Origin of the sequence: Myceligenerans salitolerans, from assembly GCF_017349295.1 — a bacterium.
Classification (GTDB): domain Bacteria; phylum Actinomycetota; class Actinomycetes; order Actinomycetales; family Cellulomonadaceae; genus Myceligenerans; species Myceligenerans salitolerans.
In genome coordinates this window covers 1-21457 of sequence record NZ_JAFMPK010000036.1, presented here as the reverse complement: position 1 = coordinate 21457, position 21457 = coordinate 1, and the positions used below count along the sequence as shown (strand labels likewise).

Sequence of the window (21457 nt, the reverse complement as noted above, 5' to 3'; positions counted from 1 at the left end):
CGCGCGGTGTCACCCGGCTGAACACGAACCGAACACCGCGCGACAACGCTGTCATAGCCCGCCGCCCGACCGCGCGGGCAGGGGATGTGGTCGGTCCGTTGCCGACCGAGGTCGGTCCGATGTCGAGAAGTCGGTCCCTTGGGGGACCGACCGCATCGACATCGGANCCGACCGCTCGACAACGCACCGACCGCGTCACGCGCCCGAGCCGGCGTCGGTGGCGATCGCGAAGACGTGGAGCCTCTCGTCGTCGGGCAGCGTGATGCTCGCGAGGTCCTTGCCCTCCGGCAGCGAGATCGGGGCCGTGGAGAACAGCCCGCAGCCGATGTTCTGGACGTCGGTGCCCGATCCCCGGGCGGAGGGTCGTGCGACCTCGACGGCGTCGCCGGGCTCGCCGCACCAGTCGGGCAGTGCGACCTCGACGGATTCCGTGGTGCCGTCCGTGAACGTGAGGAGGAGGTCCCCGCCGTGCGTCCCGTGGGTACTGGTGCCGACGACGGCGATGCGAGTGGCCTCCCGGAGCGGTTCCGGCACGGTCAGCGTCTCACCCGAGGCGGCGATGTTGTCCGGCTCCCCCGCAGCCGGTGCGCCGAGCACGTAGGCGAGGTCGGTCCCCGGAACGGTCAGCTCGAGGCCCTGCACCGCCCCGAGCTCGGCGAGCGGCTCGCGCAGCAGGTAGGCGCCGCTCCCGTCGAGGTCCGCGTTGGCGGCGCCGGCATCGCCGATCCCGACGTTGTCGAACGACTGCGACACCCAGGAACCGGCGGCCACGACGACCGGCACCTCGCGCTTGACGTGCCGCCCGGACCGGTCCGTGACCTTGACCTTGACGCGGTGCTCGCCCGGCCGGGCGTCCGCGTCGGCCCGTACGACGACCGTCCCCTCGACGGTGGTCGGCAGACCGTCGGACCGGACACGCCAGCGCGCCGGCCGCACGTCGGCGTCGAGCGAGCCGCGAGCGGTGACCTTCACCGTGCCGGAGGCCACGCCGGGGGCCTGGGCGACGACGTCGAGCCGGAGCTCGGTCGTACCGCCCGGCCGCACCACCGGATGAGCCGGGCTGACGCCGGCGCGCAGGCCCGTGGTCGTGTGCTCGCCGGGCACGACCGCACCCGGGGACGCCTCCGGCGCCGTCGCCCAGTCCGACGGCGCGGAGCCGACGGCGACGTCGAGGCCTCCCGCGGCGACGAGCTCGTCACCCGTGACCCAGGCCCGGTCCAGCGGCTCGCCGCCCAGCGAGGCGGCCTGCGTGTAGCGCGCCTCGTCGGTCACCCCGTCGGCGGTGACACGGAGCTCGTCCGTGCCGAAGACGTCCTCGTCGAGGGCGATGCGCACGTCGTCGAACCGCGGCGTCGACAGCCCCCACAGGTCGGCACCGGGCGCGATCGGGTAGATCCCGACCGACGAGAGCACGTGCCACGCGGACATGGTGCCGAGGTCGTCGTTGCCGGTCACTCCGTGCGGGCCGTCGGTGAACAGGGTGGCCGCGGCGCGCACGACGTCGGTCGTCTTCCACGGCTCGCCCGCCCACAGGTACATGTAGGGCGCGTGCAGGTTGGGCTCGTTGTTCGGGTTGTAGGTCTCCCAGCCGTAGTAGTCGTACGTGCCGTTGACCCACACGTCACGGGCCGTGCCCTCCGGGTCCTCCAGGAGCTGCTCGTAGGCGAAGAAGGCGTCGAGGTCCTCGACCGCCGCGGGCGTGCCGCCGAGCAGGTCGAACAGTCCGGGCACGTCCTGCTGGACGAGCCACTGGTACTGGACGGCGGTGCCTTCGTGGAAGCCCTCGGAGTGCGCGGGATCCGGGTCGCCCACGAACATCCCGGCGTCGTCCCGCGCACGGAAGGCCCCGGTGCGCGGGTCGAACACGTTGCGGAAGCTCTGCCCGCGCGCGGCGTAGCGGGCCGCGTCGTCGTGGTGCCCGAGGCCCTCGGCCATCGTCGAGAGCATCGCGTCGGCGAGGGCGTACTCGAGCGTGGCGGAGCCGCCGTGGTCGAAGTCGTAGTCGCCCGGCTTGCCGGAGCGGGTCGGCTCGTGCGGCACGAAGCCCTGCTCGATGTATTCCGCGTTCGCCGCGCGGCCGTTGAACGGGGAGTCCGACGGCGGCACGCGGTCGGCGTTCTCGCGCAGCAGCTCGTACGCCTCCTCCTCGTGCCCCTCCAGCAGGCCCTGGTTCCAGGCGCTGACGAGGAACGGGGTCACCGGGTCGCCCGTCATGATGTTCGTCTCGACGGCGCCGTAGCCCCAGCGCGGGAGCCAGCCGCCCTGCTGGCCCTGCCGCACGAGCGACAGCGCCATGTCCGCCGACTCGTCCGGTGCCAGCAGGTAGAGCAGCTGCTGCTGGGTGCGGTACGTGTCCCAGAGGGAGAAGTTCTGGTAGTAGGTGAAGCCCTCTTCCGCCTCGTGCACCTCCTGGTCCCAGCCGCGGTAGCGACCGTCGACGTCGGAGGCGACGTTGGGCGCCAGGAAGCTGCGGTACAGCGAGGAGTAGAAGGTGCGCAGGTCCTCCTGCGCGCCGCGGGCGACGCGCACGGTGGCGAGCCGGTCCTCCCAGGCGTCCGCGGCGGCGGCGCGCGCGTCGTCGAGCGTCGAGCGCTCGGCCTCGAGGTTCCGGCGCGCGCCGTCCGGGCCGACGTAGCTCATCGCGGTCACCGCCTCGACGTCGGTGTCGCCGTCCGTCGTGTCGAACGTGACGTAGGCGCCGCGACGCCCGCCGCCCGAGGACTCGCTCGAGCCGCCGGTGACCTCGTCACCCGCCCAGGTGCCGTGGGCGGTGAACGGGCGGTCGAAGGTGGTGACGGTGTGGATCGTCTGCGGCTCGGTGTCCTGGCAGAAGCCGCTGACGGTGATCTCGGTCTCGACGGTGCGGTCGCTCGTGATCCGCACCGTGGAGCTGTCGACGCCGTTGAGGGCCTGCCCAGTGTTGAGCAGGACGTTCGCCTGTCCGGTGGCGGGGAAGGTGTAGCGCTGGACGGCGGTCCGCTCCGTCGCGGAGAGTTCGGCGCCGATCACGCCGGCCTCGCCGTGCAGGTCCACCCGGTAGTAGCCGGGCGCCGCCTCCTCCTCGTCATGCGTGTAGCCGAGGGCGTAGTCGGCGTTGTCGGTGCTGGTCACCTCACCGGTGGTGGGCAGCACGGGCAGGGTCCCGCCGAGCCCGCACCCCACACCGGAGAGGTGCACGAGCGAGAAGCCGCGAATGCGGTCCTGGTCGTAGTCGTAGCCGGCGTAGTGGCCGGTGTCCGGGGAGAACTGCACCATGCCGAACGGCACTGCGGCACCCGGATAGGTGTTGCCGTCGTCCTGGGTGCCGATGAACGGGTTGACGTGGCTCGTGAGCGGTTCCTCGGCGGCGACCACCGGGGCAGGGGCCCTCTCGTCCGCGGCGGAGGCCGACCCGCTCGCGGCGAGTGCCGGTGGTGCGGGCACGGCGGACGCCCCGGCCAGGAGTAGTACGAATGCGGCGAGGGCGCCGCCCGATCGGATTGCGTGGACCTTCATCGGTCGCTCCTTCGTGTCTCCCACGACGTCGAGGGACACACCGCCCAGGACGGCGGTGTCTGCGCACACACTCGCAGCGACATGACAACGCTGTCAACCGGTCCGGTGACGCGACCCGGTCAGGCCGCGTCACCGGGTGGTCCAGGAGCCGCCCCGGGCGGTACGGCGAGACGCGTCGCCGGACGGTCCCAGGAGCCGGGGCGCCGGACGGTCCAGGGTGCCGCGCCGCCGGGGGACGCCCGCGTCGCCGGACCGCCCGGGGCGACCCTCGGACCGCTCGGGGCGCCCGGCGCGCCAGGGCGCCGGGGGCGTCAGGACTGGGAGATGCCTGCGCGCGCCACCGTGAAGCTGGAGCCCGTCGCGTCGTGGGTGCACGACATACCGGTGGTCCGGCTCACGCAGGTGAAGCCGTGCGCCTTCTCCTTCTTCTCGTACTCCAGGACCTTCAGGCCCGATGCGGGAACCGGCTTGTCCTTCTTCGCGACGCACGGGAGCGAGAACTGGCCGGACTGGTCGAGCGCCACGACGTGCCCCTGGACGCCGTCACAGCCGTCAGGAGCCGGCGGGCTGTTCAGCTCGACGATCCCGCACGTCGCCGCGTTCTTGGAGAGGGTGCAGGTGATGTTGCCCGACGGCGCCGCGAAGACCTTGGCGCCCGGGGCGTTCACCTCCAGGCCCGTGGCGTACTTCGGCTCCTCGGGCTCGGAGTCTCCGCCCTGGCCGGCGGATGCCGAGGCGTCGGCCTCCTGGCTGGATCCGACGACGGGAGCCTGCCCGTCGTCGTTCGACATGAGGTTCACCGCGAACACGATCGCCGCGATCACGAGGACGACGTCCAGCGCGATGAAGGCGATCCATCCGGGGCTGAGCCTGCGGCGGGCGGGCGCCTGCTCGTAACCCTGGTAGCCCTGCGGCGCATAACCCGGCTGCTGCTGGTAGCCCTGCTGCTGGGGGTAACCCTGCTGCGGCGGGTAGCCGGGCTGGGCGTAGCCCTGCGGAGGGTAACCCTGGGCGTAGCCCTGCTGCTGGTAACCCTGGGGATAGCCCTGCTGCTCGTAGGCCGCCTGCGGGTAGGCCTGCTGCGGCGGATACCCCGGCTGCTGCACCGGGGGCGCGGGAGCGGGAGTCACCGCGTCGGAGAACTGGGATGTCGGCGAGATCGCCGGAGGCATCCGCGTGGTCGCCGAGACGCGTTGCGGGCCCGGCGCCTGCGCCGCCGGCGAGGCGGCTGCCGGGCCCTCGGCCCCACCATTTCCTTCGTCGTCCCACCCCTCGGGCGGCGGCGGAGGGGGCACCGTTCCGGACATGCGGCTCCTTCTCTGGACACGATCGACCTTGGATCATACGACGAAGCGAGGATATCGCCCGCCGGGTGTCCATCCGGCCACCGGTCTCACCGGCGAGCGCCGGCGCCGCAGGGCCGACGGCGCGGGACGAGCCCGGCCGCCGGCCCGCGTGCCCGTTACGCGGCGTCGGCGTTCTGGGCGCGCAGCGCGCGCTCGGTACCGGCCAGGCCCTCGATCACGAGCCGGCGCAGCGCCGGGGCGGCCTCCTCGTGGTCGGCCAGCCAGCCGGCGACGGCGTCCCGCAGTTCCACGGAGGCGAGGGGAGCCGGGTAGAAGCCCTCGATGATCTCCTCGGCGATGTGGTACGAACGCTCCTCCCACACGCGGAGCACCGCGTTGAGGTAGGGGCCCACGACGGGGGCCAGCACCGACGCGTCGTTGACGTGGACGAAGCCGAGACCCGTGTTCCGGATGATCGCGTTCGGCGCCTCCGAGTCGGCCACCACGGACTCCAGCGCCGCCAGCTTCGACTCGGTGCTGGGCACCGTCGCGCGCGCCCGGGCTGCGGACTGGCGCCCGGTGGCGGTGTCGTCGTCGGCCAGTGTCGCCTCGATCTCGGCCTCGCCCGCCGCCCCGTTCAGCACGAGCCCTTCGAGCAGCTCCCACCGCAGGTCGGTGTCGATCTCCAGCCCGGCCAGGGGCTGCGAACCGTCCAGCAGGCCCTTGAGCAGCGCCACGTGCTCGTCCGTCGAGGCCAGGTGCGCGAAGAACTTCACCAGCTGGAACTGCAGGTCGGAACCCGCCTCGGCGCCACGGGCCAGCTCCGCGAGCCGGTCCCCGGCACGCACCAGCGTCGCCGGGCGCGCGCCCGGGGCCACGTACTGCCGGATCGCGAGCACGAGCTGGTTGAGCGTGGTCCGCACGGTGGTCGACTCTGTCTCGGCCGCGATGTTGCCGAGCACCAGGTCGACGTACGCCGACGCCGGAGTCTCGCCGTCACGCACCGCGTCCCACGCCGACCCCCACACCAGGGACCGCGCCAGGGGATCGGTGATCTGCGACAGGTACCGCACGGCGACGGCGAGCGACTCGTCGTCGAGCCGGATCTTCGCGTACGCCAGGTCGTCGTCGTTCAGCAGCACCAGCGCCGGACGGTCCAGCTCGACCAGCTCCACCACATCGGTGCGCTCGCCGTCGACGTCGACCTCCGCACGGTGCGTCCGCTCCAGCTTCCCGGCGTCGTTCAGCGAGTAGAAACCGATCCCGAGCCGGTGGGGCCGCAGCGTCGGCCACTCGACCGGGGCGGTCTGCTCCACCGTGAACGACGTGATCCGCCCGTGCGAGTCGGTTTCGATGTGCGGGCGCAGCGTGTTCACGCCCGCCGTCTCCAGCCACTTCGCGGACCACTCGGTGAGGTCGCGGCCCGACGTCGCCTCCAGCTCCGTCAGCAGGTCCGGCAGCTCCGTGTTGCCCCACGCGTGCTTGCCGAAGTAGGCGGACACGCCCGCGACGAACGCCTCGCGGCCCACCCAGGCCACGAGCTGCTTCAGCACCGAGGCGCCCTTGGCGTAGGTGATCCCGTCGAAGTTGACCTGGACGTCCTCCAGGTCGCGGATCTCCGCCACGATCGGGTGCGTCGAGGGCAGCTGGTCCTGCCGGTACGCCCACGCCTTCTCCATCGCCGCGAACGTCGTCCAGGCGGCGTCGTACTCGGTCGCCTCGGCCGTCGCCAGCGTCGAGATGTACTCCGCGAACGACTCGTTCAGCCACAGGTCGTTCCACCACTTCATGGTGACCAGGTCGCCGAACCACATGTGCGCCAGCTCGTGCAAGATCGTCACCACGCGACGCTCCCGGACGGCGTCGGTCACCTTCGACCGGAACACGTACGACTCGGTGAAGGTCACGCAGCCGGCGTTCTCCATCGCGCCCATGTTGTACTCGGGCACGAAGAGCTGGTCGTACTTCGTGAACGGGTACGGCACGCCGAAGAGGTTCTCGTAGAACTCGAAGCCCTTCCGGGTGGTCTCGAAGATGTAGTCCGCGTCGAAGTGCTCGCTCAGCGACTTGCGACAGAACGCGCCGAGCGCGATCTCCCGCCCGGTCGACGAGGTGAGCGTGCTGCGCTCCACGGCGTACGGGCCGGCGACGAGCGCCGTGATGTAGGAGGAGATGCGCGGCGTGGGGGCGAACGTCCACGTCGCCGCCTTCACCGACGCGTCCGTGGCGTGCGTCGCCGCCACGGGCTCCGGCGTCGGCTCGTTCGACACGACCTCCCAGTACTCCGGCGCCGTCACGGTGAACTGGTAGGTCGCCTTGAGGTCGGGCTGCTCGAACACCGCGAACACACGGCGCGCGTCCGGGACCTCGAACTGCGTGTACAGGTAGACCTCGCCGTCCACCGGATCCACGAAGCGGTGCAGTCCCTCACCCGTGTTGGTGTAGGCGCAGTCGGCGACCACGGTCAGCTCGTTCTCCGCGGCGAGCCCGTCGAGGGCGATCCGGGAGTCGGCGAACACGGCCGCCGGGTCCAGCTCGCGCCCGTTCAGGACGACCGACCGCACCGTCGGCGCCACGAGGTCGATGAACGTGGCCGCACCGGGGGTGGCGGTGAAACGCACGGTCGTGGTGGACGCGAACGTCGTCGGTCCGGTCGTCAGGTCGAGGTCGATCGCGTACGAGTCGACGGTGACGACATCGGCGCGCTCGACGGCCTCGGCTCGCGTGAGGTTCTCTCCGGGCACGGGCCCTCCAGATCTTGTCGGGGCGCTCCGCGCCCGGGTGTTCAGCGATTTCCGGGTCGATCATGCCACCAGTCGGACCGTACGCCGTCGTTGAATTCCGTGCGAACCGATCGTTAGCGAATCGTTCAGCTTCGTGTCCGACGACGGACTCGCAGCCCCAGGAACGACCGGTCTGGCCCGCGCCGCCCCTCCCGGGCAGAATCCAGGCATGAGCAGCTCCGAGAACCCGGTCGACATCAAACCTCGCTCCCGCCAGGTGACCGATGGCCTGGAGGCCACCGCGTCGCGGGGGATGCTGCGCGCCGTGGGACTCGGCGACGACGACTTCGCCAAGCCCCAGATCGGCGTCGCCAGTTCGTGGAACGAGATCACCCCATGCAACCTGTCGCTCGACCGGCTCGCGCGGGCGACCAAGGAGGGGGTGCACTCGGCGGGCGGGTACCCGCTGGAGTTCGGCACCATCTCCGTCTCCGACGGCATCTCCATGGGCCACGAGGGCATGCACTTCTCGCTCGTCTCGCGCGATGTCATCGCCGACTCGGTCGAGACGGTGATGCAGGCCGAACGCCTGGACGGGTCGGTGCTGCTGGCCGGGTGCGACAAGTCGCTGCCCGGCATGCTGATGGCGGCCGCGCGCCTGGACCTGTCGAGCGTGTTCCTCTACGCCGGTTCGATCATGCCGGGCTGGGTCAGGCTCACCGACGGCACGGAGAAACAGGTCACGATCATCGACGCGTTCGAGGCCGTCGGCGCGTGTGCGCGAGGGCTCATGAGCCCCGAGGACGTCGGCCGGATCGAGCGGGCGATCTGCCCCGGCGAGGGCGCGTGCGGCGGCATGTACACGGCGAACACGATGGCGTCGGCCGCCGAAGCGCTCGGCATGTCGCTGCCCGGCTCGGCCGCGCCGCCGTCCGCCGACCGCCGCCGCGACACGTGGGCGCACCGGTCGGGCGAGGCGGTGGTGAATCTGCTGCGCGAGGGCATCACCGCACGCGACATCCTCACCAAGGAGGCGTTCGAGAACGCGATCGCCGTGGTCATGGCGTTCGGCGGGTCCACGAACGCGGTGCTGCACCTGCTGGCCATCGCCTACGAGGCGGACGTGGAGCTCACCCTGGACGACTTCTCCCGCATCGCGGACCGCGTGCCGCACCTGGGCGACCTCAAGCCGTTCGGGCAGTACGTGATGAACGACGTCGACCGCATCGGCGGCGTACCCGTGGTGATGAAGGCGCTGCTGGACGCCGGTCTGCTGCACGGGGACGTCCTGACCGTGACGGGGCGCACCATGGCCGAGAACCTCGCGGAGATCGCGCCCCCCGACCCGGACGGCAAGATCCTGCGCGCCCTGGACGCCCCGATCCACCGGACCGGCGGCATCACCATCCTGCACGGGTCGCTCGCACCCGAGGGCGCGGTCGTGAAGTCGGCCGGCTTCGACTCCGACGTGTTCGAAGGGACGGCGCGCGTCTTCGAACGCGAGCGCGCCGCGCTGGACGCCCTGGAGGACGGGACGATCCGGGCCGGTGACGTCGTCGTGATCCGTTACGAGGGCCCCAAGGGCGGCCCGGGCATGCGCGAGATGCTCGCCATCACCGGCGCGATCAAGGGTGCGGGCCTCGGCAAGGACGTCCTGCTCGTCACGGACGGCCGGTTCTCCGGCGGGACCACCGGGCTGTGCGTGGGGCACATCGCGCCCGAGGCCGTGGACGCCGGGCCGATCGCGTTCGTACGCGACGGAGACCGGATCCGCCTCGACGTGGCGGCCAAGACGCTCGACCTGCTCGTCGAACCGGCGGAGCTGGCCGCTCGCGCACCGGGCTGGGCACCGCTCCCCCACGCGTACACGCGCGGCGTGCTCGCCAAGTACACGAAGCTGGTGCAGTCGGCATCGAAGGGAGCGGTGCTCGCCTAGCGGACTTTCGGCGTGTCGGCCGTCGCCCGGACGGGACCCGCGCCGACCACGTCATCGTGTGGGGGTGGTCGCGCGACCACCCCCACACGATGACGTGGTCGCCCACGATGGCGTGGTCGCGCCACGTGGCGTAGCCCGCACGACGGCGTGGCCGCGCACGACGGCGTGGCCGCGGCCGGCGGTGCGGCCGGCCGCGACACCGGCCCGCGGCAGGACTACGCCTGTCGTACGCGGGGTTCCGGAAGCTCGGGCGGTGTGGCGGCCGGGGTCTCGGCGAGCCGGCGGAACGACGCGGCGATCGCCGCGTCGAGCTGCTTGTCGGCGTCGCCGAAGTAGTCCCCGGGCGTGTGCCACACCTCGATGTCCGGGTCGACCCCGTGGTTCTCGACGTCCCAGCCGGGACCCTCCAGCCAGAAGGCATAGCGAGGCTGCGTGATGCTCGTGCCGTCGACGAGGTCGAACCGCCCGTCGATCCCGACGACACCACCCCAGGTCCGCACGCCCACCACCGGGCCGACGCCGAGAGCCTGGGCGGCGGCGTTGACGATGTCGCCGTCCGAGCCCGCGTGCTCGTTCGTCACGAGCACCACCGAGCCGCGCGGGGCGTTGTCCGGGTACGGCATGGGCCGCTCGTGGTGCCGTGCCACGTCCCAGCCGATGATCCGCCGGGCGAGGCGGGAGATCACGAGCTGCGACGTGTGGCCGCCACCGTTGAACCGCACGTCGACCACCAGGCCCTCGCACCGCACCGCCTGGCGCAGGTCCCGGAACATCTGGGCCCAGCCGTTGCTCGTCATGTCCGGGACGTGCACGTAGCCGAGCCTGCCGCCGGACTTCTCCGCCACGTAGTCGCGGCGGGAGGCGACCCAGTCCTGGTAGCGCAGCACGGACTCGTCGGCCAGCGGCACGACGACGACGCGGCGGTCGGTGTCGGCCCCGGCCCGCCGGAGGGCGAGCTCCACGGGCCGCTCCGCGGCCCCGGCCAGGTTCGCCGCCGGGCCCACGGCCGGGTCGACGGGCCGTCCGTCGACCGCGACGACCACGTCGCCGGCCCGTGCGTCCACGCCCGCCGCACGCAGCGGTGAGCGCGCGTCGGGGTCCGACGACTCCCCGGGCAGGATCCTGTCGATCCGCCAGCCCTCCTCGGCCGGCGAGAGGTCGGCCCCCAGGAATCCCAGGCGACGCGAGGTGTCACCCGGCTGCCAGGGCGGGCTGATGTAGGCGTGCGACGTGTTCAGCTCGCCGACGGTCTCCCACAGCAGGTCGGTGAGGTCGTCGTGCGTGGCGATCCGCTCGACCACCGGGCGCCAACGCGCCACGACCGCCTCCCAGTCGACGCCGTTCATGTCCGCGCGCCAGTAGTGGTCGCGCATGATGCGCGCGTTCTCCTCGAACATCTGGCGCCACTGCGCCCTGGGGTCCACCTCGTACCGCATCCGGGACAGGTCGATCTCGGTGGACCCGCCGGGGCCGGGCTCGTCCGTGGGCTTCGCCGTGGCCGGCTGCGTGGTCAGCCCGTCACCCGACCGGATCACGACGCGCTGCCCGTCGCCCGAGACGGCGTACGCGTCGACCTTCTCGGCGACGTCGGTGGTCCTGCGCTCGTCGAAGGACCAGAACTGCAGGGAGTTCGTCTCTCCGTCGCCCTCGACGCCGGCGTTCCGGGCGCCGAGCACGCCGGCGTCGTCCGACTCACGGATCCACAGGACGCCACCCTTCGCGGCCCGCAGGTCGCGGTAGCGTCCGGAGGCGACCGGGAAGGGCACGATGCGTTCCTCCGCCCCGTCGAGGTCGAGGTCGGGGCTCGCCGGGGCGGTCTCGGGCGACTCGCCGTCGTCGCCCCCGCCCTGCCGTTCCGATTCCTTCTTCTCGTCGCGCTTGCTCAGGCGCCACCCGTCGACACTCGGGCCGAAGGGCGCCGGCTCGGTGGCGCTCAGCGGGATGAGCCAGGGGCGGGTCGCCGCGCCGAACGAGAGCGCGAACTCGTGCGCGTCGTACGCCGGATCGAAGGTGCGGTCGGAGAGCAGGGCCAGGTACTTGCCGTCGCCGGTGAAGGCGGGGCACCGGTCGTGGAACTTCCCGGACGTCAGCGGCCGCCCCACCGGGGATTCCTCGCGCAGGTCCGCGACCATCACGCGATGGTGGTCGCCCTCGTTGCCGGTCGGGGTGCTCCACGCCAGGTACCGCCCGTCGGGCGAGAAGGCCAGGCCTTCGGCCTCGCCGGCGTCCGACCGGCCCACCTCGGTGATCGCCGGCGACGCGGCCTGGCCCGGCACGGGCGCCGCGACCAGGCTGACCCGCCCGTCGTGCGAGACCGTCGCCACCCGGTCCCCGTCCGGGCCGGCCGCCAGGTGCAGCACCCTGCCGAGGGCACCCCCCGCGAACCGGACGGGCGGCGCGGCGCCGTCCAGCGCGTGCACCTCCAGCGCGTCCTCGCCGTCGGCGTCCGTGACGACGACGGCGCGGCCCGTGTCCCCGAGCAGGTCGGGCTCGCGGACACGCACGGCCGGGTCGGCGACCAGTGCGCGTGCCGGCCCCGCCCGGTGCGTCAGCCAGAAGGCGGTTCCCAGCCAGCCGACGAGGCTCCCGTCGCCGCCCTGGTCCGTCGCCAGCCCGTCGATCCGCGCCGGGCGGGCCGCGTACGGCCGTGGCGCGGCGCCCGTCAGGGCGATGTCGAGACGGCGGGGCGTGCCGTCCAGGGAGTCCAGGATCCACAGGTCACCGCGACTGTGCCAGACGACCCGCGCACCGTCGGTCGTCGCGTCCCGGACGTAGCCCTCCTCCGCCGTCTGGAATGTGAGCCGGCGTGGCGCGCCCGCCGGGTCCTGCCCGGGAGCCGTCGTGGCGAGGCCGTCCCACGCCCAGAGGTTCGCCTGCTCGTCGGCGTGGTCCGGGAACGTCGCGGCACGGTCGGAGGTGAACAGGAGCGTGTCCCCGACCCACATCGGGTCCAGGACGGCCGCTTCCTCCTCCGGTAGCGCCTGCTCCCAGGCGCCGTCCCCGGAGCGGTCGAGCCACAGGCGGGACGCGGTGCCGCCGCGGTACCTCTTCCAGTGCACGGCAGGCCGGTAGCCGGCCGACACCAGGGCGGTGACCCCGCTGCCGTGGGTGGCCACTCCCCAGGCCGGACCGAAGCGCAGCCGCTCCACCGCGCCGTCGAGCCCGACCGCGTGCACGACGGTGAGCCACCGGTGGTGCTCGGCGCCGCTGGTCGCCACGAGGACGCGTCCGTCGCCGTCCCAGCCCAGCAGCAACGTCCGCATGCCACCGAACCAGGTGAGGCGACGCGGCGCGCCGCCGTCCAGGTCCACGACGTACACCTCGGGATGACCGTCGCGGTGCGACAGGTAGGCGACCAGGGAGCCGCCGGGCGCGATCCGTGGCGTGGCGCAGGCGACACGGTCGCTGGTCAGGCGCCAGGCGCGACCCCCGGCGACGGGTGCGAGCCACACGTCGTCGTCGGCGACGAACGTGACGAGGTCCTCGTGCAGGTGCGGGTACCGCAGGTAGGGGCGAGACATGCGCACAACGTACCTGTGACCTCGGACACGGTCACGGAAATCGGCACGGCCTGACCTTGCCCGAAGGGGGCGGTTCCGGGGACGGCACCCGACGACGGCGTGCCGCTACACGGCGGGGAGCCGCATCATGCCTTCCTGGCCCATCGACGCCACGAGCGTCCCGTCCTGCGTGTACACACGTGCGTGGCCCAGCGCGCGACCGCCCTGGGCGGACGCGGCCCCCTGGACGTACAGGAGCCACTCGTCGGCCCGCACGTCGCGGTGCCACCACATGGCGTGGTCGAGGCTGGCCAGCGGCACCTTGCCCCCACCGACCTCCTGCCACGACCGCCCCGCCGCCCGCAGCGCCGGTTCGAGCATGATCTGGTCGCAGGCGAACGCGAGCATCGCGCGGTGCAGCATCTGGTCGTCGCTCCCGATCGGACGGCGCGCCCGCATCCACACCATCTGCGTGCGGGGCGCCTCCCCCGCCGACGGATCCCGCGGCAGGTACAGCGATCCGCCGACGTGCCGCAGGTCGAACGCCGAACGCTCGGCCCAGAAGGCGCGGGCGCTGTCGTCGGCGCCGGTGAGCTCCTCGATCGCGGAGGGCAGCTCGCCGGGCGCCGGGACGTCGTCCGGCATCGGCGTGGTGAGCTCGAACCCCGGCTGGTCCTCCTGGAACGACGCGATCATCGACAGGATCGGGCGGCCGAACTGCATCGCGTGCGAGCGCCGCGCGCTGAACGAGCGCCCGTCCCGCAGCCGCTCGACGGCGAACCCGATCGGCGCCTCCAAAGAGCCCTCGCGCAGGAAGTACCCGTGCAGGGAGTGGATCAGCCGCCCCTGCGGCACGGTCCGAGCGGCCGCGATGATCGCCTGTGCCAGCACCTGCCCGCCGTAGGCGCGCGGGGCCGGTCCCACCACGCTGTCGCCCTCGAACACGTCGTCCTCGCCCCGCGGACCAGGACCGTCCACGGGACGCAGGTCCAACACCTCCAGGAGGTGCCCCAGCGGATCGGACGTCGGGGGCGACGTCGTGCCCGCCGGCGACTCGCCGTCGCCGCCGGGGATGGTCGTCGGGTCGTCGGCGGTACGGTCCACGTGATCGAGCTCCTGTCGTCCGTCGGTGCTGGACCTTCATTGTGAGGCCTGGCGCGGCGCCGTCGGACGGGTGCCGCGCGGGCACGGTGCCCGCGTCAGTCCTCGAAGGTGTTGATCATGGAGAAGGCGGCTCGTTCGAGGTAGTCCCACAGCTCGGCCTCATGGGCCGGCGCGAGCTCCAGCGCGTCGACGGCGGCGCGCATGTGCTTCAGCCAGCGGTCGCGAGCGTCCGGGTTGACCTTGAACGGCATGTGCCGCATGCGCAGCCGGGGATGGCCACGCTGTGCGGAGTAGGTGCCGGGCCCGCCCCAGTACTGCTCGAGGAACAGGGTGAGGCGCTCGGCCGCCGGGCCCAGGTCCTCCTCCGGGTACATGGGTCGCAGCACCGGGTCCTCGGCGACGCCCTCGTAGAAGGTGTCGACCAGCTTCGCGAACGTCTCGTGCCCGCCGACCTGTTCGTAGAACGACTTCACCCCGTCATCCTCGCATCCACGGACGACGAGCAGGTCACCCCTCGGCGACGTCCGGTGTGAGCCTGACGACAGTGCGCGCCGCAGATCGCGAGGCGCGAAACCGCCAGGCCTCGTACCGATCTCTTGCGGCTGCCGATAAGGTGGTCGCAGACCGGCAACGACGCACGGGTATTGGGAGTGTGATTCATGTCCAAGGCGAACGACATCCTGGTGGCACTCGGCGGCAACACGAACGTCGTCGAGCTCCAGCCCTGCATCACGCGCTTGCGTGTCGAGGTGAGCGATCCGGCGCTGGTGGACGAGCCCGGCCTGAAGTCCTCCGGCGCGTTCGGCGTCGTCCGCTCCGGGCGCGTGGTCCAGGTGATCGTCGGCCCCGAGGCCGACCACCTCGCCGCCGAACTGGACGGGCTGCGCGCCTCCTGACCCGGCGTCCGCCGGCCGGTGGCGTGCCGGCGTGACGCACGATACAGCGGCGTGCCCCATTCCCGGACGGGCTGTGAAGGTCACGCGGCGGTGCGTGAGACGGCCCGTACCGGCGTCGCTCCCGCGCCTTCGTAGCCACTAGCGTGGGCACCCGTGAACGACCAATTCGCCATGGCCCTCTTCGACAGCGCCGAAGGATTCTGGGAGTGGTTCTCCGACAAGCCGCTCCGCATCCTCCTGATCATCGCCATCGGCATACTCGTGCTCCTCGTGGTGCGACGGGTGATCACCCACCTCACCGAGCGGATCGCGATGGGCGTGTCCCGGGAGCAGGAGCGGGCGGCGGCGGCCGCCGCCCGGACGGCGGCGGCCGCCGAGACGGTCGTTCCCGCCGCCGACGCCGTGGGCAGGGCGCACAAGAAGCGTCGGCGTCCCAAGGTCGTGATCACACCGCAGGCCCTGAGCGCCGCGCTCGGCACCGGTAACGGCCAGGCGGCCGACCGCCGCGCCCAGCGGGCCCGCACCGTGGGGTCGGTCCTCAACTCGACCGCCAACATCGTGGTCGGGACGCTCGTGGTGCTCTCCGTCCTCGACACCGTCGGCGCCCCGGTCGCCGGTTTCATCGCCAGTGCCGGCATCGTCGGCGTCGCCATCGGTTTCGGGGCGCAGAGCCTCGTCAAGGACTTCCTGAGCGGGATCTTCCTGCTCATCGAGGACCAGTTCGGTGTCGGCGACTTCGTCGACCTGGGCGGCGGCGCGACCGGCAGCGTCGAGGCGATGGGCCTGCGTCTGACCCAGGTGCGCAACTTCGACGGCACGCTCTGGTACGTACGCAACGGCGAGATCCTGCGGGCCGGGAACAGCACGCAGGAGTGGAGCCGCGCGGTGGCGCCCGTCCTGGTGCCGGTGGGCAGCGACGTCGGGGCCGTACGGGCCGCGCTCGGCCGCGCCGTCGACCGGGTGCAGGAGGATCCGGAGACGTCGTCGGCGCTCCTGGAGGCACCTTCCGTGCGCGGTGTCGACAACGTGGACGCCTTCACCCTCACGTTCACCCTCCACGCCCAGGTCCGGCCCGGCGAGCAGTGGCTGATCGCCCGCGCCCTGCGGGTGGCGGCCCAGGAGGAACTGCTGCGCGAGGGGATCGTGGTGCACAACCTGCCCGGCAACCGGGTGGCGGAGGCCGCCGACGCCGCACCGCCGTCCGAGGGCTGACGTCGCGGCCCGAATCGGGCCACACGCCGCGGATTGCCCCCGAGCGACCCCGTTCGGTGGCAGGATCTTTCCTGTGAGCCACGACGAGACGACACACGCCGCGACCGGTGTCGACGGCGCCACCGAGCCGGCCGGCAGGTCGGCACTGCCCGAGCTGCCGGAGGATCTCGCCGAGCTGGCGGAGCTCTGCGGGGTGCAGACCGTGTTCACCGACGCCGCCGGGACCACGCGCAGGGTGAGTCCGTCGACCCTGGCGGCGGTGCTCGGCGCACTCGGCGTGCCGGCCGCGTCGCCGTCGGCGATCGCCGAGTCGACGGCGCGTGTGCGGGACGACGAGTGGCGCGAGATGCTGCCGCCCGCCGTCGTCGTCCGGCAGGGCACGGAGACACGGGTCCCGGTGCACGTGACCGACGGGTCGAGCGTCTCGTGCTGGATCGAGCTCGAACCCGCGGCCGCCCCGGTACCGCCCGGCGCCATGCCGTGGCGGGTCGCTCCGGTCCCGAGCACGGGCCGTCGGGGCGTGTCGTCGCCGGCGGGCGACGGTACGACGTCCCTACCGGTCACCCGCCACCTCGACCAGGCCGACGTCCTCGTCGAGCCGCGCATCGTGGACTCCCGCAAGGTGGGCAGGGCGACCTTCGCCGTTCCCGGCGACCTCCCGCTGGGCTGGCACAGCCTGCACGCCGAGTCGGACGGCGCCACGGCGACGACGACCCTCGTCGTCACACCCGACCGGCTGGAGAACCCGCAGGCATCCGCCGGCCAGCTGTGGGGCTTCCTGACGCAGCTCTACTCGGTGCGCTCGCGCGACTCGTGGGGCATCGGCGACCTGGCCGACCTGGCCGACCTTGCCTGGCTCACCGCGAACAACGCGGGCGCGGACTTCGTGGCACCGGGGCCGCTGCAGGCCACCGAGCCCACGGCCCCCGTCACCGACAGCCCGTACCTGCCCACGTCGCGCCGGTTCCTGTCGCCGCTGTACATCCGGGTCGAGGACATCCGCGAGACCGCCTATCTCTCGTCGGCGGACCGCTCCCTGGTGGAATGGGCGGGCGAACCCGTGCGCGACCTGTCCGGTGACGACGCACCGATCGACCGCGAGGCGGTCTGGGACGCCAAGAAGTCCGCGCTCGAGGTGGTGTTCACCGCCGCGCGATCGGCCGCACGGCAGACCGCGTTCGACGAGTTCGTGCTCGGACAGGGACGCGGCCTGGTCGACTTCGCCACGTGGTGCGCCATCGCCGAGCACCTCGGTGACCAGGAATGGCCGCCGGACCTGCTGGACCCGACCTCGTCCGCCGTCGCGACGCTGCGCGGCTCGCTCAAGGACCGGGTCGAGTTCTACTGCTGGCTCCAGTGGGTCGCGGACGAGCAGCTGCGGCGCGCGCACCGCGTCGGCCTCGAGGCCGGCATGCGCGTGGGAGTCGTGCGGGAACTGGCCTCGGGCGTGCACCCCGAGGGCGCCGACGTGTGGGTGCAGCCCGTGGCGCTCGCGCGCGGGGTCTCGGTCGGCGTTCCGCCGTCGTCCGCCGTCGGGCCCGAGGGACGCAACCGCGGCCTGCCGCCCTGGCACCCGCGCGAGCTCGCGAAGGCGGGCTACGCACCCTTCCGCGACATGCTCCGCACCACGTTGCGGCACTGCGGCGCGCTGCGCGTCGGGCACATCGGGGACCTGTTCCGGTCCTGGTGGATCCCCGGCGCCACCCGCGCGACCGCCGGCGCGTACGTGACGTACGACCACGAGGCGCTCATCGGCATCCTGTGCCTGGAGGCGCAGCGCGCCGGCGTCCCGCTGATCGCCGACGACGCCCTCCTCGACGACACCCAGCGCGACTACCTCGCCGACCGCGGGATCCTCACCGCCTCCGTCCTCCTCGCCGACCAGGCCGGAAGCGGCGAACTCGTCCCACCGCAGGAGTTCCGGCCCGGCGGGTTCGTCACCCCGACACCGCCCGACCTGCCCCCGACCGCGAGCTGCCTCGCCGGCGAGCACATCGACCTGGCCGAGCGCCTGGGCATCCTCACCGAGGACGCGCAGGTCCTGCGCTCGCGGGCGCGGAGCCGCCGCGAGGCGCTGATGACCTCGCTGTCGCGGGCGGGCATGACGACCTTCGACCCGTCGGAACGGGAACTCGTCGAGGGCCTGTACCGCTACCTGCGGGACACGCCCGCGGCGTTCGTGGCCGTGAACCTCGCGGACGCGGTCGGCGAGCGGCGTACGCAGGCGCAGCTCGGCGCCGGCGACGGCTACCCGAACTGGCGGATACCGCTCGCCGACGGCTCGGGCACCCTCGTGATGCTGGAGGACCTGTTCGAGTCCGCGCGCCTGCGCTCCCTCGTGACGGTCCTCAACGAGGAGGCGTGACGCCCGCCGTCAGCGGCGGCGGAACTTCACCGGCTCGCCGAGATAGGGCTCCCAGACCGCCCGCTCGACGTCCGTGATGCGGCGGGGCGCGCCCGTCGCGGCGTCCACCAGCACGAGCGTGGTGGAGGCCCGTACGTAGGGCGCCGAGTCCAGCGGCTCGCCCGACGCGGCCACCGCGCCCTGGTGGCCGTCGTGCACCGCGTAGCACACCTCGATCGACGCACCGCCCAGCTTGCCGAACCACATCTCCACCAGGATCGGGCGGCGCGTGTACTGCAACGGCCGCAGGTACTCGATCTCCTGGTGCGCCACGAAGGTGTGTGTCGAGGCCGCCGGCCCCGAGTCGACGACGGCGGTCGGCAGCGGGTCGACGACGTCCTCGTGCCGCCAGAACGCCTCGATACGGGCCTCCTGCAGCAGATCGAGCATCTCGACGTTGTTGACATGCTGATACGCGTCGAGGTCGGACCAGCGCAGGGAGACGGGGATGTGCAGACGCATGGCACCTATCCTCGGCCATCCCGTGCGGCGGGACCCGCCACCCGCCGGTGACCTCCGCCACCCGCGCCTCGGCGCCCTAATCGTTTCGTCGTCGCGCCGGCGCTCCCCCGGACGCCACCGGCGCGGTTACAGTTCGTGACCGCTCGACCGTGACACTCCTGGAGGAACCATGCGCCGCACCGCCGCTGCCGTCGTTCTGGCCGCCGCCCTCTCCCTGACCGGCTGCTCGATACCGTCGACGGGCCCCGACGGGGCCGGGGAGCCCGGGACGGTCGACGCGCCCCCGGAGCCGCTCGGCACGGAGGCCGCGGGCGAACAGTTCCTCCAGGTCGTCGGCCCGTACGACGGCGTCGTGGCTCAGTTCCAGGAGGCGGTCGACTCCGAGGCCCCGCTCGAGCAGCAGACCGGTCTCGCGTCCGCCGTCGCGGCGGCGTTGCGGGCGAAGGCCGAGGGCCTCCACCAGGCGGCGTGGCCCGAGGAGGTCGCCGCCGACGCCCACGCCCTGGCCGGCTCGGTCCAGCAGGCCGCGGGGCACTGGGAGGGGGCGGCAGCCGCGGAGTCGCGGAAGGAACTCATGAAGCACGTCGACCAGGCGATGGAACTCGACGACGGCGGAGCCGAGGACGCCATCCGCGAGGCGTTGGGCCTGCCCGCCGGCGAGGGGAACGGCAAGGGCTGAGCCGCGGCGGCCGGTCAGCTCGCGGCGATCGTCGCCGCCGCCCGGCAGCGGCCGAGCGCGGCGAGCTCCTCGCCCACCGGGAGCCGCACCAGGCGGTCGGCGACCTCCGCCACCGATGCCCGCAGCCGGCGCCGGGCAGCGGCCGCCCGGCGCCGGGCGCCGACGGCCGCCAGCACCCGTGAGACCAGCGCCACGAGGACGCCGAGCAGCAGTCCGCCCAGAACCAGCAGCGTCGGCCACGGAATCTGGAAGGGGTCCACGCCGAGGCCGTCGGAAGGTCCGGGCGGCGCCCCGGGGAAGACCACGTCCGTGCCCTGGCCGGAGGGCGCGGGCACGGTCCAGACCGGCGTGGGCGGGGCGGGCAGCCGGAGGTAGGAGAACAGGAACAGCACCGCCAGCCAGGCGAGCCCGGCTCCGACGGCGGCGATCAGCGTCCACTGCAGGACGTTCACGGCCCGCCACCACAGGGGCCGGCGGCCGGCTTCGAGCCGGGTGCTCGCCACCGCCCGGTCGAGGGCGTCGGGCAGGTCGTCGATACCTCGCTGTGCGCGGGCGCGGGCGGCCAGTGCCCAGGCGTCGGAGACGCCGTCCGTCACCTTCTGGACGTACTGCCGCACGCCCGAGGCCGCCGCCGAGCGCACCGCGGGAGCCGGCGCGGGAAGCGAGGTACGCACCAGGTCCTCGCGTCCCCGCGGGGCGCGCCGTTCCGTGTCGCGGAGACCCAGCCGGCGCAGGGGGTCACGCCGGAGCCGGCCGATCCAGCGGGTCAGCGGCCACCCCGTCGCCGCACGGGCGTCCCGGCGTGCCGCCGCGCGCACCGCCTCGACGACGGTCGGCACGCCCGCCGCGTCCTCCAGCGACTGCAGCAACGCTGCGCGCGCCCGTTCGCCGGCCCGTGCGGGCGGCTGGGACCCGCAGGCCTCGACGAGGGCTGACGCCGCGGCGCGCTCGTCGGCCACCAGCCGCGCGGTGGCGGCCTCCCGCCTTCTCGCCGCCTTCGTGAGCAGCGCACGCAGGTCGTCCATTCCCTGCCCCGTCGTCGCCGAGAGGCCCAGCACCCGAGCACCCTCCAGCCCGTCCGCGGCGACGAGCCGCTCGAGGTCCGTGAGCATCGCCCTGGCCTCGCCGGCCTTCAGCCGGTCGATCTGGTTGAGCACCACCACGACGACGTCGGCTCGGCCGGCCAGCGGCTTCAGGAACCCTTCGTGCAGGGCCGCGTCGGCGTACTTCTGCGGATCGACCACCCAGACGAGCAGGTCGGCCCGCGCCACGAGCGCTTCCGCGCGCAGCCGGTGGTCCACCACGACCGAGTCGTGGTCGGGCAGGTCCAGCAGGACCAGCCCGGTCGCGTCGCCCGACGGCACCGGTCCGGACATCTCGTGGCGTCGTGGTACGTCGAGCCAGTCCAGGAGCGGCCCGGCGCCCTGCCCCCAGTACGCGGCGAGGGCGTGCGACGTCGTCGGCCGCCGCACCCCGGGCACGGCGATGTCCGCACCGGCCACGGCGTTGAACACCGAGGACTTGCCCGAGCCGGTCGCACCCGCGAGGGCGACCACCGTGTGGTCCGCCGAGAGCCCGCCGCGCTCGCGCGCCCGGTCGGCGACGGCGCGGGCGGAGGCGAGGAGCTCCGGGGCGAGACGCCCGTCGCCCTCGTGGGCGGCGTTCTCCAGCGCGGCGGTGCGCGCGGCCAGGTCGAGCCTGCTCATCGGCCGCCCTCCTCACGGCCGAACAGGCGGTGCCAGAAGCCACGCCGGCGGCCG

At 73.1% G+C, this 21457-nt stretch carries 13 protein-coding genes; 5 read left to right on the top strand and 8 right to left on the bottom strand.

Annotation, left to right across the window (positions count from 1 at the left end; translation table 11 throughout):
* Window positions 1-195 precede the first annotated feature (195 nt).
* From J0911_RS09125 to pepN, 3 genes are all read right to left on the bottom strand, one after another.
* Window positions 196-3495 carry a GH92 family glycosyl hydrolase gene (locus J0911_RS09125; protein ID WP_207275160.1) on the bottom strand — a complete coding sequence of 1100 codons (3300 nt, stop codon included), beginning with the start codon at window positions 3493-3495 and terminating at the stop codon, window positions 196-198.
* 311 nt (window positions 3496-3806) lie between these two features.
* The gene (locus J0911_RS09120) at window positions 3807-4802 is read right to left on the bottom strand and encodes a hypothetical protein (protein WP_207275159.1); all 996 of its coding nucleotides are present in this window, start codon (window positions 4800-4802) and stop codon (window positions 3807-3809) included.
* A gap of 155 nt (window positions 4803-4957) precedes the next feature.
* The gene (gene pepN, locus J0911_RS09115) at window positions 4958-7525 is read right to left on the bottom strand and encodes an aminopeptidase N (RefSeq protein ID WP_207275158.1); all 2568 of its coding nucleotides are present in this window, start codon (window positions 7523-7525) and stop codon (window positions 4958-4960) included.
* 208 nt (window positions 7526-7733) lie between these two features.
* Here pepN and ilvD point away from each other — a divergent pair, with 208 nt between their 5' ends.
* Window positions 7734-9440, top strand: a complete 1707-nt coding sequence (gene ilvD / locus J0911_RS09110) for a dihydroxy-acid dehydratase (protein WP_207275157.1) — start codon at window positions 7734-7736, stop codon at window positions 9438-9440.
* Window positions 9441-9655: 215 nt separating this feature from the next.
* Here ilvD and J0911_RS09105 read toward each other — a convergent pair whose 3' ends face one another.
* The 3 genes from J0911_RS09105 to J0911_RS09095 form a co-directional block, all read right to left on the bottom strand.
* A complete protein-coding gene (locus tag J0911_RS09105; RefSeq protein ID WP_207275156.1) occupies window positions 9656-12961 on the bottom strand; it encodes a S41 family peptidase in 3306 nt (1101 codons plus the stop codon).
* 105 nt (window positions 12962-13066) lie between these two features.
* On the bottom strand, window positions 13067-14044 hold the full coding sequence (locus J0911_RS09100) for an acyl-CoA thioesterase (RefSeq protein ID WP_372434859.1): 978 nt from the start codon (window positions 14042-14044) through the stop codon (window positions 13067-13069).
* A gap of 95 nt (window positions 14045-14139) precedes the next feature.
* Window positions 14140-14517, bottom strand: a complete 378-nt coding sequence (locus J0911_RS09095) for a globin (RefSeq protein WP_207275155.1) — start codon at window positions 14515-14517, stop codon at window positions 14140-14142.
* 186 nt (window positions 14518-14703) lie between these two features.
* On the opposite strand from J0911_RS09095, the gene J0911_RS09090 reads away from it, so the two are divergent.
* The 3 genes from J0911_RS09090 (at window position 14704) to malQ (ending at window position 18517) form a co-directional block, all read left to right on the top strand.
* On the top strand, window positions 14704-14940 hold the full coding sequence (locus J0911_RS09090) for a PTS sugar transporter subunit IIB (RefSeq protein ID WP_207275154.1): 237 nt from the start codon (window positions 14704-14706) through the stop codon (window positions 14938-14940).
* Window positions 14941-15093: 153 nt separating this feature from the next.
* The gene (locus J0911_RS09085; RefSeq protein WP_307865001.1) at window positions 15094-16152 is read left to right on the top strand and encodes a mechanosensitive ion channel family protein; all 1059 of its coding nucleotides are present in this window, start codon (window positions 15094-15096) and stop codon (window positions 16150-16152) included.
* 73 nt (window positions 16153-16225) lie between these two features.
* Window positions 16226-18517: a 4-alpha-glucanotransferase gene (gene malQ, locus J0911_RS09080; protein ID WP_307865000.1), complete on the top strand. Its 2292-nt coding sequence runs from the start codon at window positions 16226-16228 to the stop codon at window positions 18515-18517.
* A 9-nt stretch (window positions 18518-18526) separates the two neighbouring features.
* On the opposite strand, the gene J0911_RS09075 is transcribed toward malQ, so the two are convergent.
* Window positions 18527-19018, bottom strand: coding sequence for an acyl-CoA thioesterase (locus tag J0911_RS09075; RefSeq protein ID WP_207275153.1), 492 nt, complete (start codon window positions 19016-19018; stop codon window positions 18527-18529).
* Between the two features lie 169 nt (window positions 19019-19187).
* Between J0911_RS09075 and J0911_RS09070 the strand changes: the two genes are divergently transcribed.
* Window positions 19188-19697 carry a hypothetical protein gene (locus J0911_RS09070; RefSeq protein ID WP_207275152.1) on the top strand — a complete coding sequence of 170 codons (510 nt, stop codon included), beginning with the start codon at window positions 19188-19190 and terminating at the stop codon, window positions 19695-19697.
* A gap of 14 nt (window positions 19698-19711) precedes the next feature.
* On the opposite strand, the gene J0911_RS09065 is transcribed toward J0911_RS09070, so the two are convergent.
* Window positions 19712-21403 (bottom strand): GTPase, encoded by a 1692-nt coding sequence (locus J0911_RS09065; protein WP_207275151.1) that lies wholly within the window; start codon window positions 21401-21403, stop codon window positions 19712-19714.
* Between the last annotated feature and the right edge of the window lie 54 nt (window positions 21404-21457).